The sequence below is a fragment of the Streptomyces regalis genome (assembly GCF_001509475.1).
GTDB classification, from domain to species: domain Bacteria; phylum Actinomycetota; class Actinomycetes; order Streptomycetales; family Streptomycetaceae; genus Streptomyces; species Streptomyces regalis.
In genome coordinates this window covers 21,123-39,552 of record NZ_LLZG01000394.1, presented here as the reverse complement: position 1 = coordinate 39,552, position 18,430 = coordinate 21,123, and the positions used below count along the sequence as shown (strand labels likewise).

Below are 18,430 nucleotides of genomic sequence, written 5' to 3'. Positions count from 1 at the left end.
AACCAGCTTCGCACATTCACGGGGTGGTCCTGGGGCGGCTCTTGCGCCAGGTCGGGGTATTCACGCCGGTGAGGCGTCGGCCAGGACATGGATCCGGTTCTCGAAGCCCTGGTCGACCAGGGCTTTGCGGACGGTGCCGCCGGTGTGCTCGGCGACCTGTTCCACCAGCCGGGCACCACCGCCGAAGAGGCGGAACCCGGCTCTGATCCACCATCAGGACTGCCGGGAGGCACCCGTGATCGCCCGGTTTCAGGAGCCCGCCGTGCCATGCCGTCGGCACCGGCGATGAGCAGGTCGTGGAACTCCTGGACCAACTCCGCCGGGCGAGGAGGCGGGCGGCCGCGCCCTCCAGGAGCTCCTTCATCTCGAAGAGGCGGCCCAGCAGCAGTAGACGGCTGCGAGGCGACCGCCGAAGCCCGTGATCTGGCTCTGGTCTTCTTCGAACGCCACTTCTCCCGCGGCCTGCTCGCCGGCCGTGACCAATCCGAAGGCGTGAGAGCTCTCCTGAAAAGGCCCCTCCGTCCTTCAATCCGGGATGGCCGTCGACGGAGTGGAGCCAGGATCATCCTGGCTCCACTCCGTGGTGCGGGCGTGTCACTGGAACTGTGCGAAGAACCTCCAGATCTCTGCCTTGGTCCAGGTGGCGACGCCGCTTTCGCCGGAGGAGCCGTCGACCGGACCGGGTATGTGGCCTCCGTCGAACGCGGCCCATTGGACCGGGTATCCGGTACGGCAGCCCGAGTAGGTGGTGGTGATGTGCGTTCGGCTGCCCGGCGCGGGCTCGCGCGGGCTCTGGGGGGTGCAGCCGTTGTTGCTGACGAATTTGTCGCGCAGGGACCGTCCTTGCGCGATGTTGAGGACGGAGTCGCTGATGCCGTGGATTCCGAAGTAGGCGATGGGCTGGGTGCCGCCGCTGCACCCGCTGATCTGAGCGCCGGATATGACCGCGACGGCCCTGAAGGCGTTCGCCCGGCTGCATGCGAGTGCGTAGCTCATACCGCCGCCCCAGCTGAATCCCGTGGCGAAACGCTGTGCCGGGTTGACACAGAGGCCGCCCTCGATCCGCCGGATCATGTCGTCGACGAAGGTGATGTCCTCACCGCCCGAATTGGCCCAGCCGTTGCCGAGGCCCTGGGGGGCGACGAGGATCGCGCCGTTGTTCGACTGTTCCTGTTGGCCGTAGTAGGACCAGGCGTTCCCGCTCGTGCCGCCCGAGGCGACGTCGCCGGCGGTTCCGCCCCGCCAGTGGAACGCGAAGATCAGCCGGTAGGGGTGGCTGTTGTCGTAGTTGGCGGGAACCCTGAGGATGAAGCTGCGGCTCTTGCCGCCGCTCTGCATCGTGTGCGTACCGCTCGCCAGGGTCGGGGCGCTGCCGCACCCGCCGCCGCCACCGGACGACAGCTTGACCATCTGCCATTGCTGGTTGGCGCCGCCCCAGTCGGAGTACTGGACGACGTTGCCGCCGTCGGCGGTGGAGGCGCCCTGCACCTCCACCGCCTTGCTGCTGGTGCGGTTGATCAGCCGGACGTGGCCCGCGTCGGAGTCGGCCAGGCGGAACTGCTGGTTGGCCCCGCTGTGGTCGGCCCACTGCTGGATCGCGGCACCGTCCGCGGTCGAGGCGCCGGCCACGTCGAGAACCTTGCCCGAATGCCGGGCCTTGAGGAGGTAGAAGCCGTCGCCGGAGTCCACGAACTGCCACTGCTGATGGGCTCCGTCGTTGCGCGTCCACTGGCTGACCCGCGCGCCGTCGGCGGTGGACGCGCCAGAGACGTCCAGCGCCTTGCCGCTGTTGCGATTGACCAGGACATACCAGGCGTTGGTGTCTACCGTCGCCGCCTCGGCGGGCGCCGGCTTCACCGCGGCGAGCATGCCGATCGCGAGGGTCGCCGCCACCACCGCGGCGACCCGGGATAACCAGCGATGCCTTCGTGGAGGGGCGGGGGAAGCCGCACCGTAGGTCTTCATCGATTCACCCTCTCGTTTGAGGCAGGTCCCCTCAGGTACGGGTCCAGCGTTGGTTGCTGCCGTTCGAGCAGGAGTAGAGCTGGATCAGGGTGCCGTTGGCTGTGCCGCCTGCGGCGGCGTCGAGGCAGAGGCCGGACTGGACGCCGACGATGGATCCGTCGGAGTTGAGGCGCCATTTCTGGTTGTCGCCGCCCCAGCAGCTGTAGATCTGGACTTTGGTGCCGTTGCCGGTGCCGGCGGCGTCCAGGCACTTGTTGCCGTAGACCCTGAGCTCGCCGGCGGCGGTGTACGTCCACTGCTGGTTGGTGCCGTTGTGGCAGTCCCACAGGTGGAGCTGGGTGCCGTCGGTGGTGCTGGTGCCGGGCACATCCAGGCAGCGGCCCGAACCGACGCCCTTGATCGGTCCGGATTCCGAAGGGGGCGTGGACGAGCCGCCGTTGAGTGCGTTGAGGACGGCGGTGTAGGCGGGCTTCTTGCTGCCGTCGCCGTTGAACAGCAGCGGCGTGTGCTCCGGTCGCCAGGAGTCGGTGTCGCGCACACCCCAGACGGTGATGCCGAGGCAGCGCGGGACGGCCAGGCAGTCGTTCGTCACGTTGGCGTAGGTCGTGGCCGGGGCGCCCTGGATGTCGAGTTCGGTGATGGCCACATCGACGCCGAGGGCGGCGAAGTTCTGCAGGGTGGTGCGGAAGTTGCTGTTGTAGGGGCTGCCGCTGTTGAAGTGCGACTGGAAGCCGACGCAGTCGATGGGCACGCCGCGCTGCTTGAAGTCTCGGACCATGGCGTACATGGCCTGGGTCTTGGCCCAGGTCCAGTTCTCGACGTTGTAGTCGTTGTAGCAGAGCTTGGCGGCCGGGTCGGCGGCGCGCGCGGTGCGGAAGGCGACCTCGATCCAGTCGTTGCCGGTGCGCTGCAGGTTGGAGTCGCGCCGGGCTCCCGAACTGCCGTCGGCGAAGGCCTCGTTCACGACGTCCCACTGGACGATCTTGCCCTTGTAGTGGGCCATCACGCCGTTGATGTGGTCGATCATCGCCTGGCGCAGCGAGCTGCCGCTGAGGCTCTGCATCCAGCCGGGCTGCTGGGAGTGCCAGGCCAGGGTGTGGCCACGCACCTGCTTGCCGTTCTGCACCGCCCAGTTGTAGACGCGGTCCCCGGCGGTGAAGTTGAACTGGCCCCGCTGCGGTTCGGTGGCGTCGATCTTCATCTCGTTCTCGGCCGTCACCGAGTTGAACTCACGGTTCGCGATCGTCGTGTACGCCGAGTCGCCCAGCCTGCCCGAGGCGATGGCGGTCCCGAAGTAGCGGCCGCTCTGCGCCGCCGCGGCGCCCAGCGTGTTCTCGGCGGCGTGTGCGGTCGGCGGCGCGACCAGTGCGGCGACCGTACCTAGGACGCCGACGACCAGCGCCAACAGCAGGCCGCGGGTCTTCCGGCGGACAACGGATCTGGGAAGGGCATACGAGCCCATGACTGTGCCTCCAAGGTAGAAATCACGGAAGGACTGAAGCGCAGGGGAATGCGTCGTCCGCTCCCACTCGGCAGACGGACGGGGCGGCCAGAACCCGGGCAGCACGGAATCACCGGACACCGCGGTCACGGGACCGGGACGATCTCAACCGGCACCGACGGCACCCGGACTCGGCCGTCGGGTGACGTACGGCGGGCGGCGGCGGTGTTTCGACACAGACATGGGGGTACTCCATCGCGGCTCAGCCGGGGGGCCGACACGCGGCGTCGCGTACCTCTCCAACTGGGCGAAGAGCCAGGATGCGCTGGTGCGAACCTCACCGGAAACGAAACGGGGTGGCGCAGGTGCTTTGGTGCGCGGATCCGTCGTGCAGCACAGATTGCTCAGGGCCGACATAGTTCGAAATCCCGAACTACGGTCGGCCACTCAGAGAGGGAGATTGAGGGATTGACGGTGGATCGTCAATACTCACCGCAGAGAAAGTTTCTGTTCCCCGCCCGCAACTTTCGAAATCGGGTCGAGCCGGACGGCGAACCCTCCGGCGCTACCGTCGGCGGATGCCGTAGGCCCCGGGCCCGGACCAGGACGAGTGCGCGGACGCCGCTAACTCAACTTCCCACCCGTGGACCCTTGGACTGGGGAGCCGTATCGAACTTTGGGGGTGCTTCCGGTTGGCGCGACAGCTTGCCAAGCCCAAAAGGGGAGGATCTGTTTGTGGACAGATCGGCGACAGACCTTGACCAGAAGGCCCCGCATTCCTAGCTTGTGGCGTCAAAGGTTCGGGGATCTCTTCGAATGTTTCGAAGCTGTTCCCTGCCCTCGGTACGGCCGCTCCGCGGTTCATCGGCGTCACCTCACCCCGCCCCCAAGGAGGCCCTCTGATGTGGTTTCGCCACCCGTCCCCGGTCCGCCCAAGACGCTTACTCGCCGTCCTTGCGCCCTTGCTGCTCGTGGCCACCTTCCTCGGCGCCCAGCCCGCCGGCGCGGCGACCGTAGACCCCAACGCCTCGTATGTGCTGGTCAACCGCAACAGCGGCAAGGCCCTTGACGTCTACAACCTGGCGACCGACGACGGCGCCCGCATCACCCAGTGGACCAGGAACAATCAGGCCCAGCAGCAGTGGCAGTTCGTCGATTCCGGGGGCGGCTACTACCGCATCAAGTCCCGCCACTCGGGCAAGGTGCTGGACGTCTACAACTGGTCCACCGCGAACGGCGGCTCGATCGTCCAGTGGGCCGACCTGAACGCCACCAACCAGCAGTGGCGGCTGGCCGACAGCTCGGATGGCTACGTAAGGTTCATCTCGCGCCACAGCAACAAGGCCCTCGAGGTGCAAGGCGCCTCCACCGCCGACAACGCGAACATCGTCCAGTACGACGACTGGGGCGGCACCAACCAGCAGTGGCAGCTCGTCAAGGTCGGCGCCGACAACCCCGGCCCGTGCGATCTTCCGTCGACATACCGCTGGACATCAACGGGCGCGCTGGCGCAGCCCAAGCCGGGGTGGGTCTCGCTCAAGGACTTCACCGTCGCCCCCTACAACGGCAGGCAACTCGTCTATGCGACGACGCACGACACGGGGACGAGTTGGGGTTCGATGAACTTCGGCCTGTTCACCAATTGGTCGGAGATGGCCTCGGCCAGCCAGAACACGATGTCAGCCTCAACCGTCGCGCCCACGCTCTTCTACTTCGCGCCGAAGAACATCTGGGTGCTCGCCTACCAGTGGGGCGGGACCGCCTTCTCCTACCGGACGTCGAGCGACCCCACCAACCCCAATGGCTGGTCATCCCAGCAGGTGCTCTTCTCCGGAAGCATCTCCGACTCCGGAACAGGACCCATCGACCAGACGCTCATCGGTGACGGGACGAACATGTACCTGTTCTTCGCCGGTGACAACGGCAAGATCTACCGGGCCAGTATGCCGATCGGGAACTTCCCGGGCAGCTTCGGCACGACCTCGACAGTGATCATGAGCGATACGAGGAACAACCTGTTCGAAGCCCCGCAGGTCTACAAGCTCCAGGGCCAGAACCGCTACCTCATGATCGTCGAGGCGATCGGCTCGCAGGGCCGCTACTTCCGCTCATTCACGGCCACCAGTCTGAACGGCTCATGGACACCTCAGGCCGCGACCGAGAGCAATCCCTTCGCCGGCAAGGCCAACAGTGGCGCCACCTGGACCAACGACATCAGCCATGGCGAACTGATCCGTACCAGCCCCGATCAGACCATGACCGTCGATCCCTGCAATCTGCAGTTGCTCTACCAGGGCCGCAGCCCCAACTCCGGCGGCGACTACGGCCTCCTGCCCTACCGTCCGGGTCTGCTGACACTGCAGCGCTGACGGCGTGACACGAGTCCAGCTCCGGTACGGAGCCGGCGTGGCGGGCTCGGCGGAAGGCCGAGCCCGCCCGGGTCACGCGACAGCGTCAGCGCTCATACGGCGACGGAGCGCGGGGTCGGGCAACGCTCACCAGCCCGATTCCCGTAACGCGGTGCGGCCGCCGGTGGCGCTTGCTACTGAGGTTTTCATCCTGCGTAACTCCCGGCGGAGCACACGGTCGAGGTGGTCGGATGTGCCGAAGGCGGTGTTGGCCATAGCTCTGCGCACCAGTGACCAGAGGGCTTCGACGGGGTTCAGGTCGGGCGCATAGGGCGGGAGGCGGACGGTGGTGAGCCAGTCGTGCTCGGCCTCGTACCGTTTCAGCCCGGCCGCCAGACCGGTGTTGAGATTGTCCCGGACCACCACGAACGGGCCGCCGAGCTGGATGTGTGCGCGGACCAGCAGATCACGGTAGTCCCGCACTGGCTGAGGCGTGGGAACGCGAATCCCTCCGCATGACGGCCGTGGATCACAGCCACTCGGTGACGGCTGCGATCAGGACGGTCGCCTCGTAGCGGACCTGCCCGGCGTGATCCTGCTCAGCCTCGGCCAGGGCATCGCCTGGACCGCCATGTTCGTCGCGGCCACCAGCGGCGTCGACGCCCGCCACCAGGGCATCGCCTCCGCCATGGCCTCCACCACGCAGCAGATCGGCTCCGCCGTCGGCCTCGCGATCCTGGTCGCCATCGCCGACAGCGGCGCCCACGCCGGAATCGGTCCAGACCTCGTCCCCGGCCTGCGCACCGCAGGGTTCACCGCCGGCGCCCTCACCCTCCTCGGAGTGGCCATCGCCCTGACCCTGCGCCGGCCCGGCAGCACTCCGCCGGCGCCCACCGCGACGCAGACCGCGCAGAAGACGGAAGCCGACATCTCCGCCTGAACCAAAGACGTCGCCAATCGCCCCGCCCACCGCGAGGGCGATCGGCGACGTCCGGCGACAGTTCCACGACCAGCCCTGAGCTGCGGGGGCCGACGCAAGGCCGTCAGGGCCATGAGCGCCGAAGTGGCCAACCGAAGCACTCGATGGCCAAGTAAGCAGCTCAGTCACACGCACCCCCGAGCGCTCGCGCCGGCGTTCGGTCGCCCGCAATCCGAACGAGACAGCGAATACACCCCTGATGGTGAACATCCGTACGGGCTTTACGGGTCGGGCCCCGCGCCTCATATCGAGCCGCCCCCGGAAGGCACGGGCAAGCAGCTCGGCACGGCAGGAACTGGCTGAGGCGCGGAGTTCGAGTGAGGTCCGCCACGGCGAAACTGGGGCAATTGCCGGACGTGGCCGACGCGGCCCGGAGGTCGTCAACACATGTGACCAGCAAGCCTCTTGACCCTGACCCATCCAGCTTAAACGCCCTCCCCTTGGTGGGTACATTAGCGACATAGGTGACTTCTAGTACGGTCTGCTCGCATGGGACTCGATACGCAGTTCGCGACCTTCTCCAGCCCGCTTCTGGCCGTACTGACGGTGCTATTCGCCGCAGCCCTGGCGCACCCCGACCCGCAGGTCAGGGCGCGAGCAGAGCGGCTCCTGGCGGTGATCTTCCGGGCCCGTCAGTAGCGCAAGAGCCAACCTGAAGCGAGGGCCACGCACCGCAGGACCGCGTACGGCGAGCACCTTCCCCTCTGCCTGCCACCCGCATACGTCCGCACCGTCCGCTCCGGGCGGGCGCCCACGACGAAGCCCCCGAAATCAGCAGATTCCGGGGGGCTTCATGAGTGGGACAGGCGAGGGTCGGTCCTCGGTGGGCCCGTCGTCGTTGGATTCGTCCATGCGGCGTCGGCGGGTCGCGACGAGGGCTCCGGCGCCGGCGGCGGCGAGGAGGCCGGCGCCTGCGGCGATCCATGGTGTGGCGTCAGCGCCGGTGTAGGCGAGGGAGCCCGCCGGCGCCTTCGGCGTGGAGTCGCCGGCCAGGGCTGCGGCGGCGGTGGACGAGGAGTCGGCGTCCGGTGTGCCGGTGCCCGGCGAGGAGGGCTGGGCCCCGCCGGTCCCGCTGCTCGGCTTGCCCGGGGTGGACGGGGTGTGGGTGGGCTTGTCCGAGGGGTCAGGCTTCGAGTCGGTCGCGGTCTTGGCGTTGGTGACGGTCACGGTCACCGGGCGCAGGGGCCGGCGGTGAACGTCTTAGACGACGTCTCAGTTGGCGTGATTGCTCGATGACCGGGCAAGATGCGCCGGCATGGCAGATCCCGAGCTTGAGCGTGTCAACGGCATTGCCCTCATGGCGGTGCAGGCCCTGCTGGGGCTGATCTCCTCCGATGTGGTCGCGGTTGCGGTTGCGGCCGAGGAGGAAAGAGTGCTGCTCTCCTTCTGGGTACATCGCCATACCCCCGAGATCGACGAGGACATCGTCGATGTGATCGGCGATCTGAAGGCTTTTCTCTACCCGGACAATCCGCTGATCGAATCGCGCGTCGTGGTGGGTGCGCCGAAGGCGGCCGCCACGAGACCTCACGAGCGCATGATCTATTGGGCCAAGTCCCAGACCAGCACTGCTCCGCGGTAGCAGATGAGGGTGCAGGCCATGCCGACGAAGGCGGGGAAGTGGCCGGCTGTGCGTTCGTAGCGGCGATGCAGGCGGCGACAGCCGTTGAGCCAGGACATGGTGCGTTCGATCCCCCAGCGGTGCCGGCCCAGGCGGCCGGACGGCTCGATACCGCGGCGGGCGATCCGCTGGACGATCTGTCTGCGCCGTAACCAGTTGCGCAGATGATCGAAGTCATAGCACTTGTCCGCGTGGAGCTTGGCCGGCCGGCGTCGCCTGGGACCGTAGCGGGAGCGGATCGGTGGGATGCCACGCATGAGCGGGGGATGAGGGCCTGACTGTCGTGCAGGTTGGCGCCGGAGATGCCCACCGAGATCGGCAGCCCGTTGCGGTCACAGATGACGTGGATCTTTGACCCCAGCTTGCCGCGATCGGTCGGATTCGGTCCGGTCAAGGGCCCCCTTTGACTGCACGGACACTGACCGAGTCGATCGCGCACCGAGACCAGTCCAACTCGCCGTTCGCGCCGAGCCGGTCGAGCACCACGCGGTGCAGCTTGGCCCATACCCGGGCCTTGGACCAGTGGGTGAAGCGGCGGTGCACCGTCTGCCAGGACGCACCGAAGACGGGCGGCAACTGCCGCCAGGTACAGCCCGACGCTGCTCCAAATCTATTCACCAGTCGGCCGGAAAGAGTTGGTCAAAGGGAGCCTTACCTCACCTGTCAGCGGGCTTTACGTTCCCTGTGACCAGTCGGCGGCGCTCAACAAGTCATCATTCGCCTCTGCTTGGCTGAAGGAGTACCTGTGGAACGTCGCAACTTCCTTCGCGGTGCCGTGTTCGGCACCTCGGCCGCCGTCTTCGGTGGCACCCTCATGCACGGTGCCGCCTACGCGGCCCCGGCCCAGAACGGCACCAGCCCCTACGGCGGTCTGCTGACCGCCGACGCCAACGGCATCCAGCTGCCGTCCGGCTTCACCAGCAGAGTCATCGCCCGCTCCAGCCAGACCGTCCCGGGCACCTCGTACACCTGGCACAACGCCCCCGACGGCGGCGCCTGCTTCGCCGACGGCACCGGCTGGATCTACGTCTCCAACTCGGAGATCTCCTCCACCGGCGGGGCGAGCGCCGTGAAGTTCAACTCCTCGGGCACTGTCACCGGCGCCTACCGCATCCTGTCCAACACCAACCGCAACTGCGCGGGCGGCGCCACCCCGTGGAACACCTGGCTGTCCTGCGAGGAGGTCTCCCTCGGCTACGTCTACGAGACCGACCCGTGGGGCGTGAACGCCGCCACCCGCCGCGCCGCCATGGGCCGATTCAAGCACGAGGCCGCCGCCGCAGACCCGGTCCGCAAGGTCATCTACCTGACCGAGGACGAGTCGGACGGCTGCTTCTACCGGTTCATCCCCACCACCTGGGGCAACCTGTCCTCCGGCACCCTCCAGGTACTGGTCGCCGGCACCGCCACCTCCGGCTCCTTCACCTGGACGAACATCCCCGACGCCGACGGCTCCCCCACCGCCACCCGCGACCAGGTCTCCGGCGCCAAGATCTTCAACGGTGGCGAGGGCTGCCACTACGCGGGCGACACCGTCTGGTTCACCACCAAGGGCGACAACCGCGTCTGGCAGCTCAACCTGCTCAACAGCACCTACGAACTGGCCTACGACGACAACCTCGTCACCAACGGCACCGCACCCCTGACCGGCGTCGACAACGTCACCGGCAGTTCCTCCGGGGACCTGTTCGTCGCCGAGGACGGCGGCAACATGGAGATCTGCATCATCACCCCCGACGACATCGTCGCCCCCTTCCTGCGCATCACCGGCCAGTCCAGCTCCGAGATCTGCGGCCCGGCGTTCTCCCCCGACGGCAGGCGGCTGTACTTCTCCAGCCAGCGCGGCACGACCGGCAGCTCCTCCGGCGGCATCACCTACGAGGTCACCGGACCGTTCCGCACCACCGCCTGATCGCCCGCAGGTGACGGTTGGGGCGGCGCAGAAGGCACCGCCCCAACCCTGCCCCGCGTCCAGAACGAACGGTGGCTTCAGGTCCGCTCGCTTGCCCGGACATCACCCGAGCCCGACCTTGCTCGCGCCTTCGACGAATGCAGAGCTTCGTCGGCTTCGTCGGCTTCCTCGGACAGGGCCGCGATTCCGTCCCCGCCAGCCTCAATCACCCGTCAGGAACCCTTGTCCGCAGGCTCCAGAATCGCCACGCACTCCACATGATGAGTCATCGGAACCGTGGCCGCGGGCGCCGCCCGGCGCACGGGGTCTCCGGCCCCAGCCCGGCATGTTCGTACCGGCGGTCGACCTGGGCTCAGGCTCGAAGCGCGCGTCGCAGTCGGCGTCCCAGTACCTCGGTGGCGAAGCTGATCAGCAGTGACACCAGCAGGATGCCGGTGACCACGGGGAAGTCGAAGGCCGCGAGACGCTCGCTGAGCAGTCGGCCCAGACCCGCGGCGCCGACGACGCCGACGATGGCGGTGTCGCGCACGCAGATCTCGAACCGGTAGAGCGTGTAGGTGACCAGGTGGTTCGCGGACGGCGGCCCCATGGACACCACGGCCGAGATCGCACGGGGGACGCCGGCGTTACGCAGGGACTCCCGGGGCGCCAGGTCCATGGTCTCCCAGGCCTCGGCGACCAGCCGGCCGAGGATGCCGCCGGTGTAGAGCCCCAGTGCCAGGGCCCCGGGCAGTACGCCCGGGAAGAGACCCAGGAGCGCGACGACGGCCCACACCGTCGGAGGGATCGACCGCAGCACCAGGAGCAGCAGCCGGGCCGGCCACCAGACGGCCCATCGGCCCCAGGCTGCCGGGCCGCGCCGGTCGGCGCGCGGGCGGCCGGCCCAGGGGCCCACGAGCAGGGTGATCACGACCGCCACCGTCATGGCGAGGACGGCCATGGCCACGGTGTCGAGGGCGGCGCCGGTCAGTACCCGCAGACCTCCCTCGGGGAGCGCGGGGGGCCACAGGTCGGACAGCAGCCGCCCGGCGAGGTCCTGTGTGCGGGCCGAGGCGAGTCCGACGGGTGAGAGGCCGGCCCACCACCAGGCGGCCCCGATCGCCGGTACCGCCAGCGCCAGGGACCAGCGTGTCGAGCGGGACAGGCCACGCGGCGACCGGCCCCCGTCCCGGGAGCGTTCCTGTCCGACCGACCAGTCGGCGCAGGTCACCACCGCGACGTCGGAGCGGACGCGGTTGCTCCACAGCTCGACCACCCCCGCGAGGGCCAGCAGTACCGCTACCAGCGTCCAGACCTCGCCCCAGTTGCGCGACTGCAGGCTCACCGTGAGCTCGAATCCCAGCCCACCGACACCGGCGACGCCGAGCACGACCGCTGACCGCAGGGCGCACTCGAACCGGTAGAAGGAGTAGGACAGCAGCAGGGGTGCTGTGCCGGGAAGGAGGGCGTAGGCCAGAGCGGAGCAGCGCTTGGCGCCGGCGGCACGGAGTGCTCGCAGCGGCGCGTCGGGCGCGCTGTCGAAGGTCTCCCCGAAGACCTGGGCGCTCTGCGCGCCGAAGGGCAGGGCGAGTGCCAGGACGGCGACGAGCGGATCGAGCCCGAGCACGCTGACGAAGAACAGCGCCCACACCAGTTCGTGCACCGAGCGGACGGCCACCAGCGCACCGCGCAGCACAAGCCGCCCCGCACGCACGGGCCACGGCAGCGCGCCGCTCCACGCGACGTCGCTGAGGACCAGCCCGCCGACCAGACCGATCACCAGGGCCCCGGCCGTCCCGAGCAGCGCCAGGGCCAGCGTCGTCGCCGTCGCCTCCAGGACCACGCCGAGGAAGCCGGGGTCCAGGGAGGGACGCAGCGCGGTCGCCGCGAGGTCGTCGAGCAGGGCCAGGCCGCCTCGGTTGACCAGCTCGCCGCCTGAAGGGACGGCGCGATCAGCGGCCCAGGCCAGCAGCCCGGCCACCGTCACCAGTGCCGTGAGCCTGCGGAGCAGAACCCGCCGCCCGCTCACGGGCTTTCGTCCCGTCGCGGACACGGACGGCGGGGACTGCGGGGACTGCGGGGACTGCGGCGACTGCGGGGCGTCGAGTTGAAGTGTCATACGAGCTCATAGAGGTCGTGCAGGGCCTCGTCGGTCGCGTCGGCGGCCGGGACGTCGAGGACGATCCGGCCCTGGCGCAGGCCCACCACGCGCGTGCAGTGCTCGCGGGCGAGGGCCGGCTGGTGCAGGCTGACCATGAGCGTGCGCCCGGTCGGCGAGGCGCCGAGCAGGTCGAGAACCCTCGCGGCGCGCACCGGGTCGAGACTGGACACGGGCTCGTCGGCCACCACCAGCTCGGGCTGTTGCACCAGGAGCCGGGCGATCGCCACCCGCTGCCGCTCGCCGCCGGACAGACGCTCGGTGCGTTCGTACAGCGCCCAGCCCAGGTCGACCCGTTCGAGCGCGTCGCGGACCACGTCGAGCGAGTGCGGCCAGACCAGCGAGGCCAGCGCGCGGGTGGTGCTCCACCGGCCGAGCCGGCCCGCGTTGACGTTGTGCACCACCCGGACCTGCTCGATCAGGGCGAGGTCCTGGTTCACCGAGCCGATGCGCCGCTGCAGCAGCCGCCGCTGTGGTGCCGTCAGGCCCGCGGGATCCTCACCGAAGACCTCCACACTGCCCGACGTCGGCTCCAGCGACCCGTTGACCAGGGCCAGAAGCGTGCTCTTGCCGGCGCCGCTGGTGCCGAGCACCGCCACCCGCTCCCCGGCATGGACGGTGAGGTCGAGCCCGGCCAGGGCCTCGTGCGCGCCGAACCGGCGCCCCGCCCCGCGCAGCCGGATCACCGGTGTGGAGGCACTCACCGCAGCAGCCCCAGGTCGCGGGCCACGTCCTCGATCCGGTCGTAGGCGGAATTCCTGGTCGGTACGAAGGACTTGGCGCCGAAGAGCTTCAGCAGCTCGGCGTCCTCGGCGTTCCGGCCGTCGAGCCCCAGGAGCAGGTCCAGCACCTTCTTCCTGGTTCCGTCACCGAAGGTCTTGTCGAGATCCGGACGGGCCAGCCAGTGGTAGTCGGCGTAGCCGGGTGTGCGCCACAACACGACCGCCTTGCTCAGGTCGACCTCCTTGGCAGCGACGGTGGCGTCCCAGACCTGCTTGTTGACGGCCCCGGCCTCGAAGCTGCCGCCCGCCACGAGCTCGATGGTGGCGTCGTGGGAGCCGGAGAAACCCGGCTTCCCCCGCAACTCGCCCTGCTCCAGCCCGGCCTGCCGCATGAAGTACTGCGGCATGAGCCGGCCGGAGGTGGACGTCTCGCTGCCGAAGGTGAAGGTGTGCCCCGCCAGGCCGCGCAACCCGTCCACCTTCTCGAACGGCCGCAGCCCCGAGTCCTTGTGGGCGATGAAGAGGCTGTGGAACTCGGCGTCGATGTCCCGCTGCGCGACGGCCGTGGCACCCGCTACGCGTGCGCGTGCCTGGACGCCGGTCAGCCCGCCCATCCAGGCCAGATGGATGTCGCCGATCTCGAACGCCCGCACCACGGCGGTGTAGTCGGTCACGGGCCGGTAGGCCACCTTCAGACCGGTCGCGTCGGCGAACCGCTCGGCCACGGCGGGGTAGAGCCGGTTCAGCAACTCGGGGTCCTGGTCGGGAATGGCGGAGATCCCGAGCTGTCGCTTCTCCGACGCGGCCCCGGTCCCGCAGGCGCCGAGCAGGAGCGTCGCTCCGGTGCCGAGGAGCAGCGTACGTCGGGTCATCGGTCTCAGGGACATGGGTACTTCCTCTGTGCGAACGTGGCCGGCCGGGTGGGTCGTCGTCGGGTCGTCGTCGGTTTCACTCGCGTGGCGGCGCCTGGTCCGGGGCACTCGCGACCGTCGCGGCGACCAGGGCGACGGACAGCAGAAACGCCGCCGAGGTCCCGGTGCCGCCGAGGAGCGGGTCGGTGAAGCCGACCTGGGCGAACAGGGACAGTGCGGCCAGTGCGCCGACGGCCGCCGCGGCCCGGCACAGCAGGGCGCTGCGGCTGAGGGCACCCGCCAGCAGCAGGACGCCGATCAGCACGAGCACCAGGCTGCCGACGAGGTTGTAGCGGCCGACGCTGATCATCAGGTCCCAGGCCTTCATGTCGTGGCCGCGGGCGGCGAGAGCGTCGTCTCCGGCCGAGCCCAGTACGGCGACACCGCCGAGGACCACCACGATCGCGCCCCAGGTCCGGCCGAGCCTGCGGGCGGAGCCCACCCCGGACCGCAGCGCGTCGACGGCGAACGCCCGCCCGGCCGAGGAGAACAGGATCGCCACATGGGCACCGATCATCAGCCAGTACGCCCACGGCCATTCGTGCGGGGCGGCAGCGACCGAGAGCCCGATGGACAGCGACATGCCCACACCGAGAGCCGCCGCCACCCGCACCCAGGCACCGGTCAGCAGCAGCACCGCCAAGGCGCTCTCGGCGATCAGCACTCCCCAGCCGAAGACCTCGATGCCCGGCAGGACGGCCTTCTCCACGACCCAGCTGTACGGCGGGAACACCGGGTGGCTCACGGCGAAGGCCGCCCACTTGTAGAGCCCCCCGTCGGCGTCCCCGAAGTCCGGGGGAACCTTCCACGCCACGTTGTGCAGCCACATCAGGCCGAGCAGCACCCGCAGGAAGGCCGCGCCGCCCGCCTGTCCGCGAGGAACCTGGTCAGTGGCGGGGGCGAAGAGCCATCGGACAGCCGCCACCCCGGACGTCGCGGCCCCGCTCATACTCGCTTGCATACGGATGCTCCCTCAGGCACAGCGGAAGACCTCACGCCCCGACCGGGCGGCGGCGTCCTGGACGGCGAGTGTGTCTCGTACGACGCCGAAGACCTCGGCGAGCGGCAGCGGGGCGTCGGCGATCCGCAGATGCGGGTCGGTGACCGCCACCGGGTGCCACCAGGCGCCGTCCGCGGTGAGCGTCGGCTCCGGCTCCAGAGTGTCGAGGGAGACATGCACTCCCTGGTCGGCGAAGCCCTCATGGGCCACCGGCCGGATGATCCGGTCCGCTGCGGCGATACCGGCGTCGTCGAGGCGCCGATTCAGCGCGTCCACGCCCTGGGGGTCCTCGTCGTAGAGCGTGGCGGCCACCCGTACCCGGAACCCGAGCGAACGGGCCAGCGAGATCCCGTCGAGCGCTCGCGTCCACGACCCCGCACCTCGCTGCCGGTCGTGCAGCTCGGGTGTGGCCGAGTCGAGGCTGATCTGGAGCACCACGTCGCGGTCCAGCTTCTCCAGGGTTTCCCGGCGGGTGCCCCTGGCGAAGATCATCCCGTTGGTCAGTACGGTGCGCTCCAGACCGGCCGCCGCCGCGATCAGGGCACCGAGCTGCGGATGCATGAACGGCTCGCCGCCGGTGAAGAACACCTCCCTGCCGTCCTGGGCCGCGAACTCCTCGAACACCGCGGTGGCCACAGCCGGGTCGAAACGCCGGGCCGCGGCCTTGGGCGAGGACTCGGCGCAGCAGTACCCGCAGGCGAGGTTGCAGTCGAAGTTCGTGTAGAGCCACAGCCGTCGGCCCACCGGCGTCCGCTCGCCCCGGGTGAAGACCGTGACCGCCTCGGCGGACCCGCCGGCCTTGCTCACGGCGAACCACCACGGGCCCGTGGCCGACTCGGCGACCTCGGCGACGACGTCGTGCCCGACCAGGTCGGCCCAGGCCGGCAGATCGGTGACGACACTCGCCTCCGCGCTGCGCACACCGAGCAGTTGCCCCGGTTCCAGCCGCCTCATCGCCCGTGTGATCAGCAGCAGCAGACCGCTGCCGCAGTCCATGTCGCCGCCGTCGACCAGCGCCTGGACCTCGCCGAGTGGAGTCGGCGCCGGATCGGGATGTTTCCGTTCGACCATGGCGGTCACCGTAGCCACGACCAGGCACGGCGAGGAGGGGATCGCTCCTTACGGAACCATGACGCCGCCTCCCCGCACTGCCGGGCCCGAGCCACCGGGACTACCGTCACCACCATGACGGACCACGGCATCCCGCGCCCCGACGACGCAGCGACCCGGACGGAGTTCTGGGAGGGCGTCCACCACAGCAAGGACATCGACGGAGTCTCCTGGTGGCAGTCGGTACCGGGACTCTCCCTGGGGCTGGTCGACAAGGCCGGGCTCGGCCTCGACGAGCCCATCATCGACGTGGGTGCCGGCTGGTCGACGCTCGTGGACCACCTCCTCGAACGCGGCTACCGCGACCTGTCGGCGGTCGACCTGTCGACCACCGCCCTGCAGACCGTCCGCGACCGGCTCGGTCCGGCGGGCGCGGACGTCGTCCTCACCGTGGCCGACGTGCTCGATCTGCGCATGGGACGCCAGTACGCGCTGTGGCACGACCGGGCCGTCTACCACTTCCTCACCGAGCCCGACGAACGCGCCGACTACCTCGCCTCGCTGGAACGCTCGCTGCGACCGGGCGGATGGCTCGTCGTGGCGACGTTCGGTCCGGACGGCCCGACCACCTGCAGCGGCCTCCCGATCGTCCGCTACACCCACGCCGAACTCGCCGACCAGTTCCCCGGCTACCAACTCGTCGACACCGCAGGTGAAGAACACCTCACACCGTGGGGCACCTCCCAGCAGTTCACCGCGATACTGATGCGACGCCTCTGAGCCGTTCGGCCGGCGGACTCGGCACATTACGAAACTCGGACGTTCGGCCCAGCGCGACATCTCGGGGACCGCGGACTGTCACGGTGGCGGTGTGCGCATCCGTATCCCCACTGTCGTCACCGCCGCCCTGCTCGCCGGGCTGACCGCTTCCGTCGTCACCGCCGTCCGCACCGACGGCATGCTCGAGGACCGCGGACGTATCCTGCTCTGGAACGGCATCGCCTGGGCGCTGTTCGCGGCCGCCGCCCGGACCGTGCGCAAGGTGCCGGTCCGCGCCGCGACCGCGCTGGTCCTGACCGGCGGAGCGGCCGTCGCGATCGCGGGCCTGACCGCACCACCCGGCACCAGCACCGACATGTTCCGCTACGCCTGGGACGGCAAGGTGCAGACGGCCGGGTTCTCCCCCTACGACCACCCGCCCGTGGCCCCGGAACTGACGCGGCTTCGCGAGACCTGGCTCTTCCCGCCGCAGAGCGCCTGCCAGGACCCGGCCCTGGTGGAGAAACTGAAACTGTATGTCGCGGACGGCGTATGCACCCGGATCAACCGCCCCGCCGTCCACACCATCTACCCGCCGGTCGCCGAGGGCTGGTTCGCCGCCGTGCACGAACTGTCCCCGGACGGCAGCCGGCACAAGGCGCTGCAGGCCGGCGGCGCCACCCTGGCCATGGGCACCACGGTCGCACTGCTCGTCGTACTGCGGCGACGCGGCCGTGACCCGCGTGCGGCCGCGCTGTGGGCCTGGTGCCCGGCCGTCCCCGTCGAGGCGGTCAACAACGCCCATGTCGACGCCCTGGGCGTGCTGCTGACCGTCCTCGCCCTCGGCACGGCCGCCGGCACCCGGCGCGGCGCACTGCTCGGCGCGGCCATCGCCGTGAAGCTGTACCCGGTCCTGGCCCTGCCGGGCGCCCTGTCCGGGCTCCGCCCCCGCCAGGCAGTGCGCGTGGTGCTGCCCGCCGTCGCCGTCATCGCGTTCGCCTACCTGCCGTACGTCCTCGCCTCCGGCGCCGGCGTACTGGGCTACCTGCCCGGCTATCTCCACGAGGAGGGCTACCAGTCGGGCAACGTCCGCCGCTTCGCCCTGCTGCGCCTCGTCCTGCCCGACCCGGCAGCGGGCCCGGCCGCCGCTGTCGTGCTGCTGCTCACCGCCCTGTACGTGCTCCGGCACGGCGACCCGGCCCGGCCTTGGAGCGGCGCCCTGCTCGTCACCGGCACCGCCCTGCTGCTCACCTCGCCCGCCTACTCCTGGTACGCCCTCCTCGTCGTCGCCCTCGTCGCGCTGGACGGCCGCTGGGAGTGGCTGGCCGTCCCCGCCGCAGGAGCCGTCCTCTACATCGGCGGCGAGCCGTGGGGCAACCACGCCTCCCTGCAGTCGCTGTCATACGGGGCTGCGGCGCTGGCCGTGCTGGCCGGTGCGGCCGTCCGCACCCGCTCCGCCCGGAAGCGCCCGGTGCCCTGCGAGCCCGGATCCGGGGGTTGCCACTGGTGCGACGGTGGAACTCGGCCGCCTGCGCCTTCGCGACCGTGCCGAACACCGGCTCACGATGCTGCCTCGACTCGGTGA

Annotated in this window: 15 protein-coding genes and 2 pseudogenes; 7 read left to right on the top strand and 10 right to left on the bottom strand. The window is 69.8% G+C overall.

The window, feature by feature from the left end; genetic code table 11:
• Positions 1-594: 594 nt before the first annotated feature.
• Both ADL12_RS41740 and ADL12_RS41735 read right to left on the bottom strand, forming a co-directional pair.
• A complete protein-coding gene (locus ADL12_RS41740; protein ID WP_079052568.1) occupies positions 595-1,896 on the bottom strand; it encodes an RICIN domain-containing protein in 1,302 nt (433 codons plus the stop codon).
• Positions 1,897-1,996: 100 nt separating this feature from the next.
• Entirely contained in the window at positions 1,997-3,427 is a 1,431-nt protein-coding gene (locus ADL12_RS41735) for an endo-1,4-beta-xylanase (RefSeq protein ID WP_062713249.1), read from the bottom strand.
• 881 nt (positions 3,428-4,308) lie between these two features.
• On the opposite strand from ADL12_RS41735, the gene ADL12_RS41730 reads away from it, so the two are divergent.
• Entirely contained in the window at positions 4,309-5,775 is a 1,467-nt protein-coding gene (locus tag ADL12_RS41730) for a non-reducing end alpha-L-arabinofuranosidase family hydrolase (protein WP_062713247.1), read from the top strand.
• A gap of 183 nt (positions 5,776-5,958) precedes the next feature.
• Here ADL12_RS41730 and ADL12_RS41725 read toward each other — a convergent pair.
• Positions 5,959-6,234 (bottom strand): annotated as a pseudogene (locus ADL12_RS41725) (transposase); the annotation flags it as partial.
• A gap of 109 nt (positions 6,235-6,343) precedes the next feature.
• On the opposite strand from ADL12_RS41725, the gene ADL12_RS41720 reads away from it, so the two are divergent.
• Together ADL12_RS41720 and ADL12_RS54610 are read left to right on the top strand one after the other, a co-directional pair.
• The gene (locus ADL12_RS41720; protein WP_062713245.1) at positions 6,344-6,694 is read left to right on the top strand and encodes an MFS transporter; all 351 of its coding nucleotides are present in this window, start codon (positions 6,344-6,346) and stop codon (positions 6,692-6,694) included.
• Positions 6,695-7,222: 528 nt separating this feature from the next.
• Positions 7,223-7,372, top strand: a complete 150-nt coding sequence (locus ADL12_RS54610) for a hypothetical protein (protein ID WP_159053467.1) — start codon at positions 7,223-7,225, stop codon at positions 7,370-7,372.
• A 132-nt stretch (positions 7,373-7,504) separates the two neighbouring features.
• On the opposite strand, the gene ADL12_RS41715 is transcribed toward ADL12_RS54610, so the two are convergent.
• Positions 7,505-7,906, bottom strand: a complete 402-nt coding sequence (locus tag ADL12_RS41715) for an LAETG motif-containing sortase-dependent surface protein (protein WP_062713243.1) — start codon at positions 7,904-7,906, stop codon at positions 7,505-7,507.
• 82 nt (positions 7,907-7,988) lie between these two features.
• On the opposite strand from ADL12_RS41715, the gene ADL12_RS41710 reads away from it, so the two are divergent.
• The gene (locus ADL12_RS41710; RefSeq protein WP_062713241.1) at positions 7,989-8,315 is read left to right on the top strand and encodes a MafI2 family immunity protein; all 327 of its coding nucleotides are present in this window, start codon (positions 7,989-7,991) and stop codon (positions 8,313-8,315) included.
• Here the strand turns inward: ADL12_RS41710 and ADL12_RS53480 are convergent.
• Positions 8,276-8,963 (bottom strand): annotated as a pseudogene (locus tag ADL12_RS53480) (IS5 family transposase); the annotation flags it as partial. The gene ADL12_RS41710 and the pseudogene ADL12_RS53480 sit on opposite strands and share 40 nt — an antisense overlap.
• Positions 8,964-9,099: 136 nt before the next feature.
• Between ADL12_RS53480 and ADL12_RS41695 the strand changes: the two are divergent.
• Positions 9,100-10,266 carry an alkaline phosphatase PhoX gene (locus tag ADL12_RS41695; RefSeq protein ID WP_062713239.1) on the top strand — a complete coding sequence of 389 codons (1,167 nt, stop codon included), beginning with the start codon at positions 9,100-9,102 and terminating at the stop codon, positions 10,264-10,266.
• A 352-nt stretch (positions 10,267-10,618) separates the two neighbouring features.
• Here the strand turns inward: ADL12_RS41695 and ADL12_RS41690 are convergent, their stop codons facing one another.
• From ADL12_RS41690 to ADL12_RS41670, 5 genes are all read right to left on the bottom strand, one after another.
• A complete protein-coding gene (locus ADL12_RS41690; protein ID WP_107120161.1) occupies positions 10,619-12,364 on the bottom strand; it encodes a PhnE/PtxC family ABC transporter permease in 1,746 nt (581 codons plus the stop codon).
• Positions 12,361-13,107, bottom strand: coding sequence for a phosphonate ABC transporter ATP-binding protein (locus tag ADL12_RS41685; RefSeq protein WP_062713235.1), 747 nt, complete (start codon positions 13,105-13,107; stop codon positions 12,361-12,363). The genes ADL12_RS41690 and ADL12_RS41685 overlap by 4 nt, the downstream gene beginning before the upstream one ends.
• Entirely contained in the window at positions 13,104-14,012 is a 909-nt protein-coding gene (locus ADL12_RS41680) for a putative selenate ABC transporter substrate-binding protein (RefSeq protein ID WP_208614725.1), read from the bottom strand. The genes ADL12_RS41685 and ADL12_RS41680 overlap by 4 nt, the downstream gene beginning before the upstream one ends.
• A gap of 61 nt (positions 14,013-14,073) precedes the next feature.
• Positions 14,074-14,997 carry an Rv1678 family membrane protein gene (locus ADL12_RS55835; protein ID WP_159053466.1) on the bottom strand — a complete coding sequence of 308 codons (924 nt, stop codon included), beginning with the start codon at positions 14,995-14,997 and terminating at the stop codon, positions 14,074-14,076.
• A gap of 12 nt (positions 14,998-15,009) precedes the next feature.
• The gene (locus ADL12_RS41670) at positions 15,010-16,107 is read right to left on the bottom strand and encodes a radical SAM protein (RefSeq protein ID WP_079052565.1); all 1,098 of its coding nucleotides are present in this window, start codon (positions 16,105-16,107) and stop codon (positions 15,010-15,012) included.
• Positions 16,108-16,221: 114 nt separating this feature from the next.
• Between ADL12_RS41670 and ADL12_RS41665 the strand changes: the two genes are divergently transcribed.
• Together ADL12_RS41665 and ADL12_RS41660 are read left to right on the top strand one after the other, a co-directional pair.
• Positions 16,222-16,866, top strand: coding sequence for a class I SAM-dependent methyltransferase (locus ADL12_RS41665; protein ID WP_062713230.1), 645 nt, complete (start codon positions 16,222-16,224; stop codon positions 16,864-16,866).
• 91 nt (positions 16,867-16,957) lie between these two features.
• Positions 16,958-18,430: a glycosyltransferase family 87 protein gene (locus tag ADL12_RS41660; RefSeq protein ID WP_063806802.1), complete on the top strand. Its 1,473-nt coding sequence runs from the start codon at positions 16,958-16,960 to the stop codon at positions 18,428-18,430.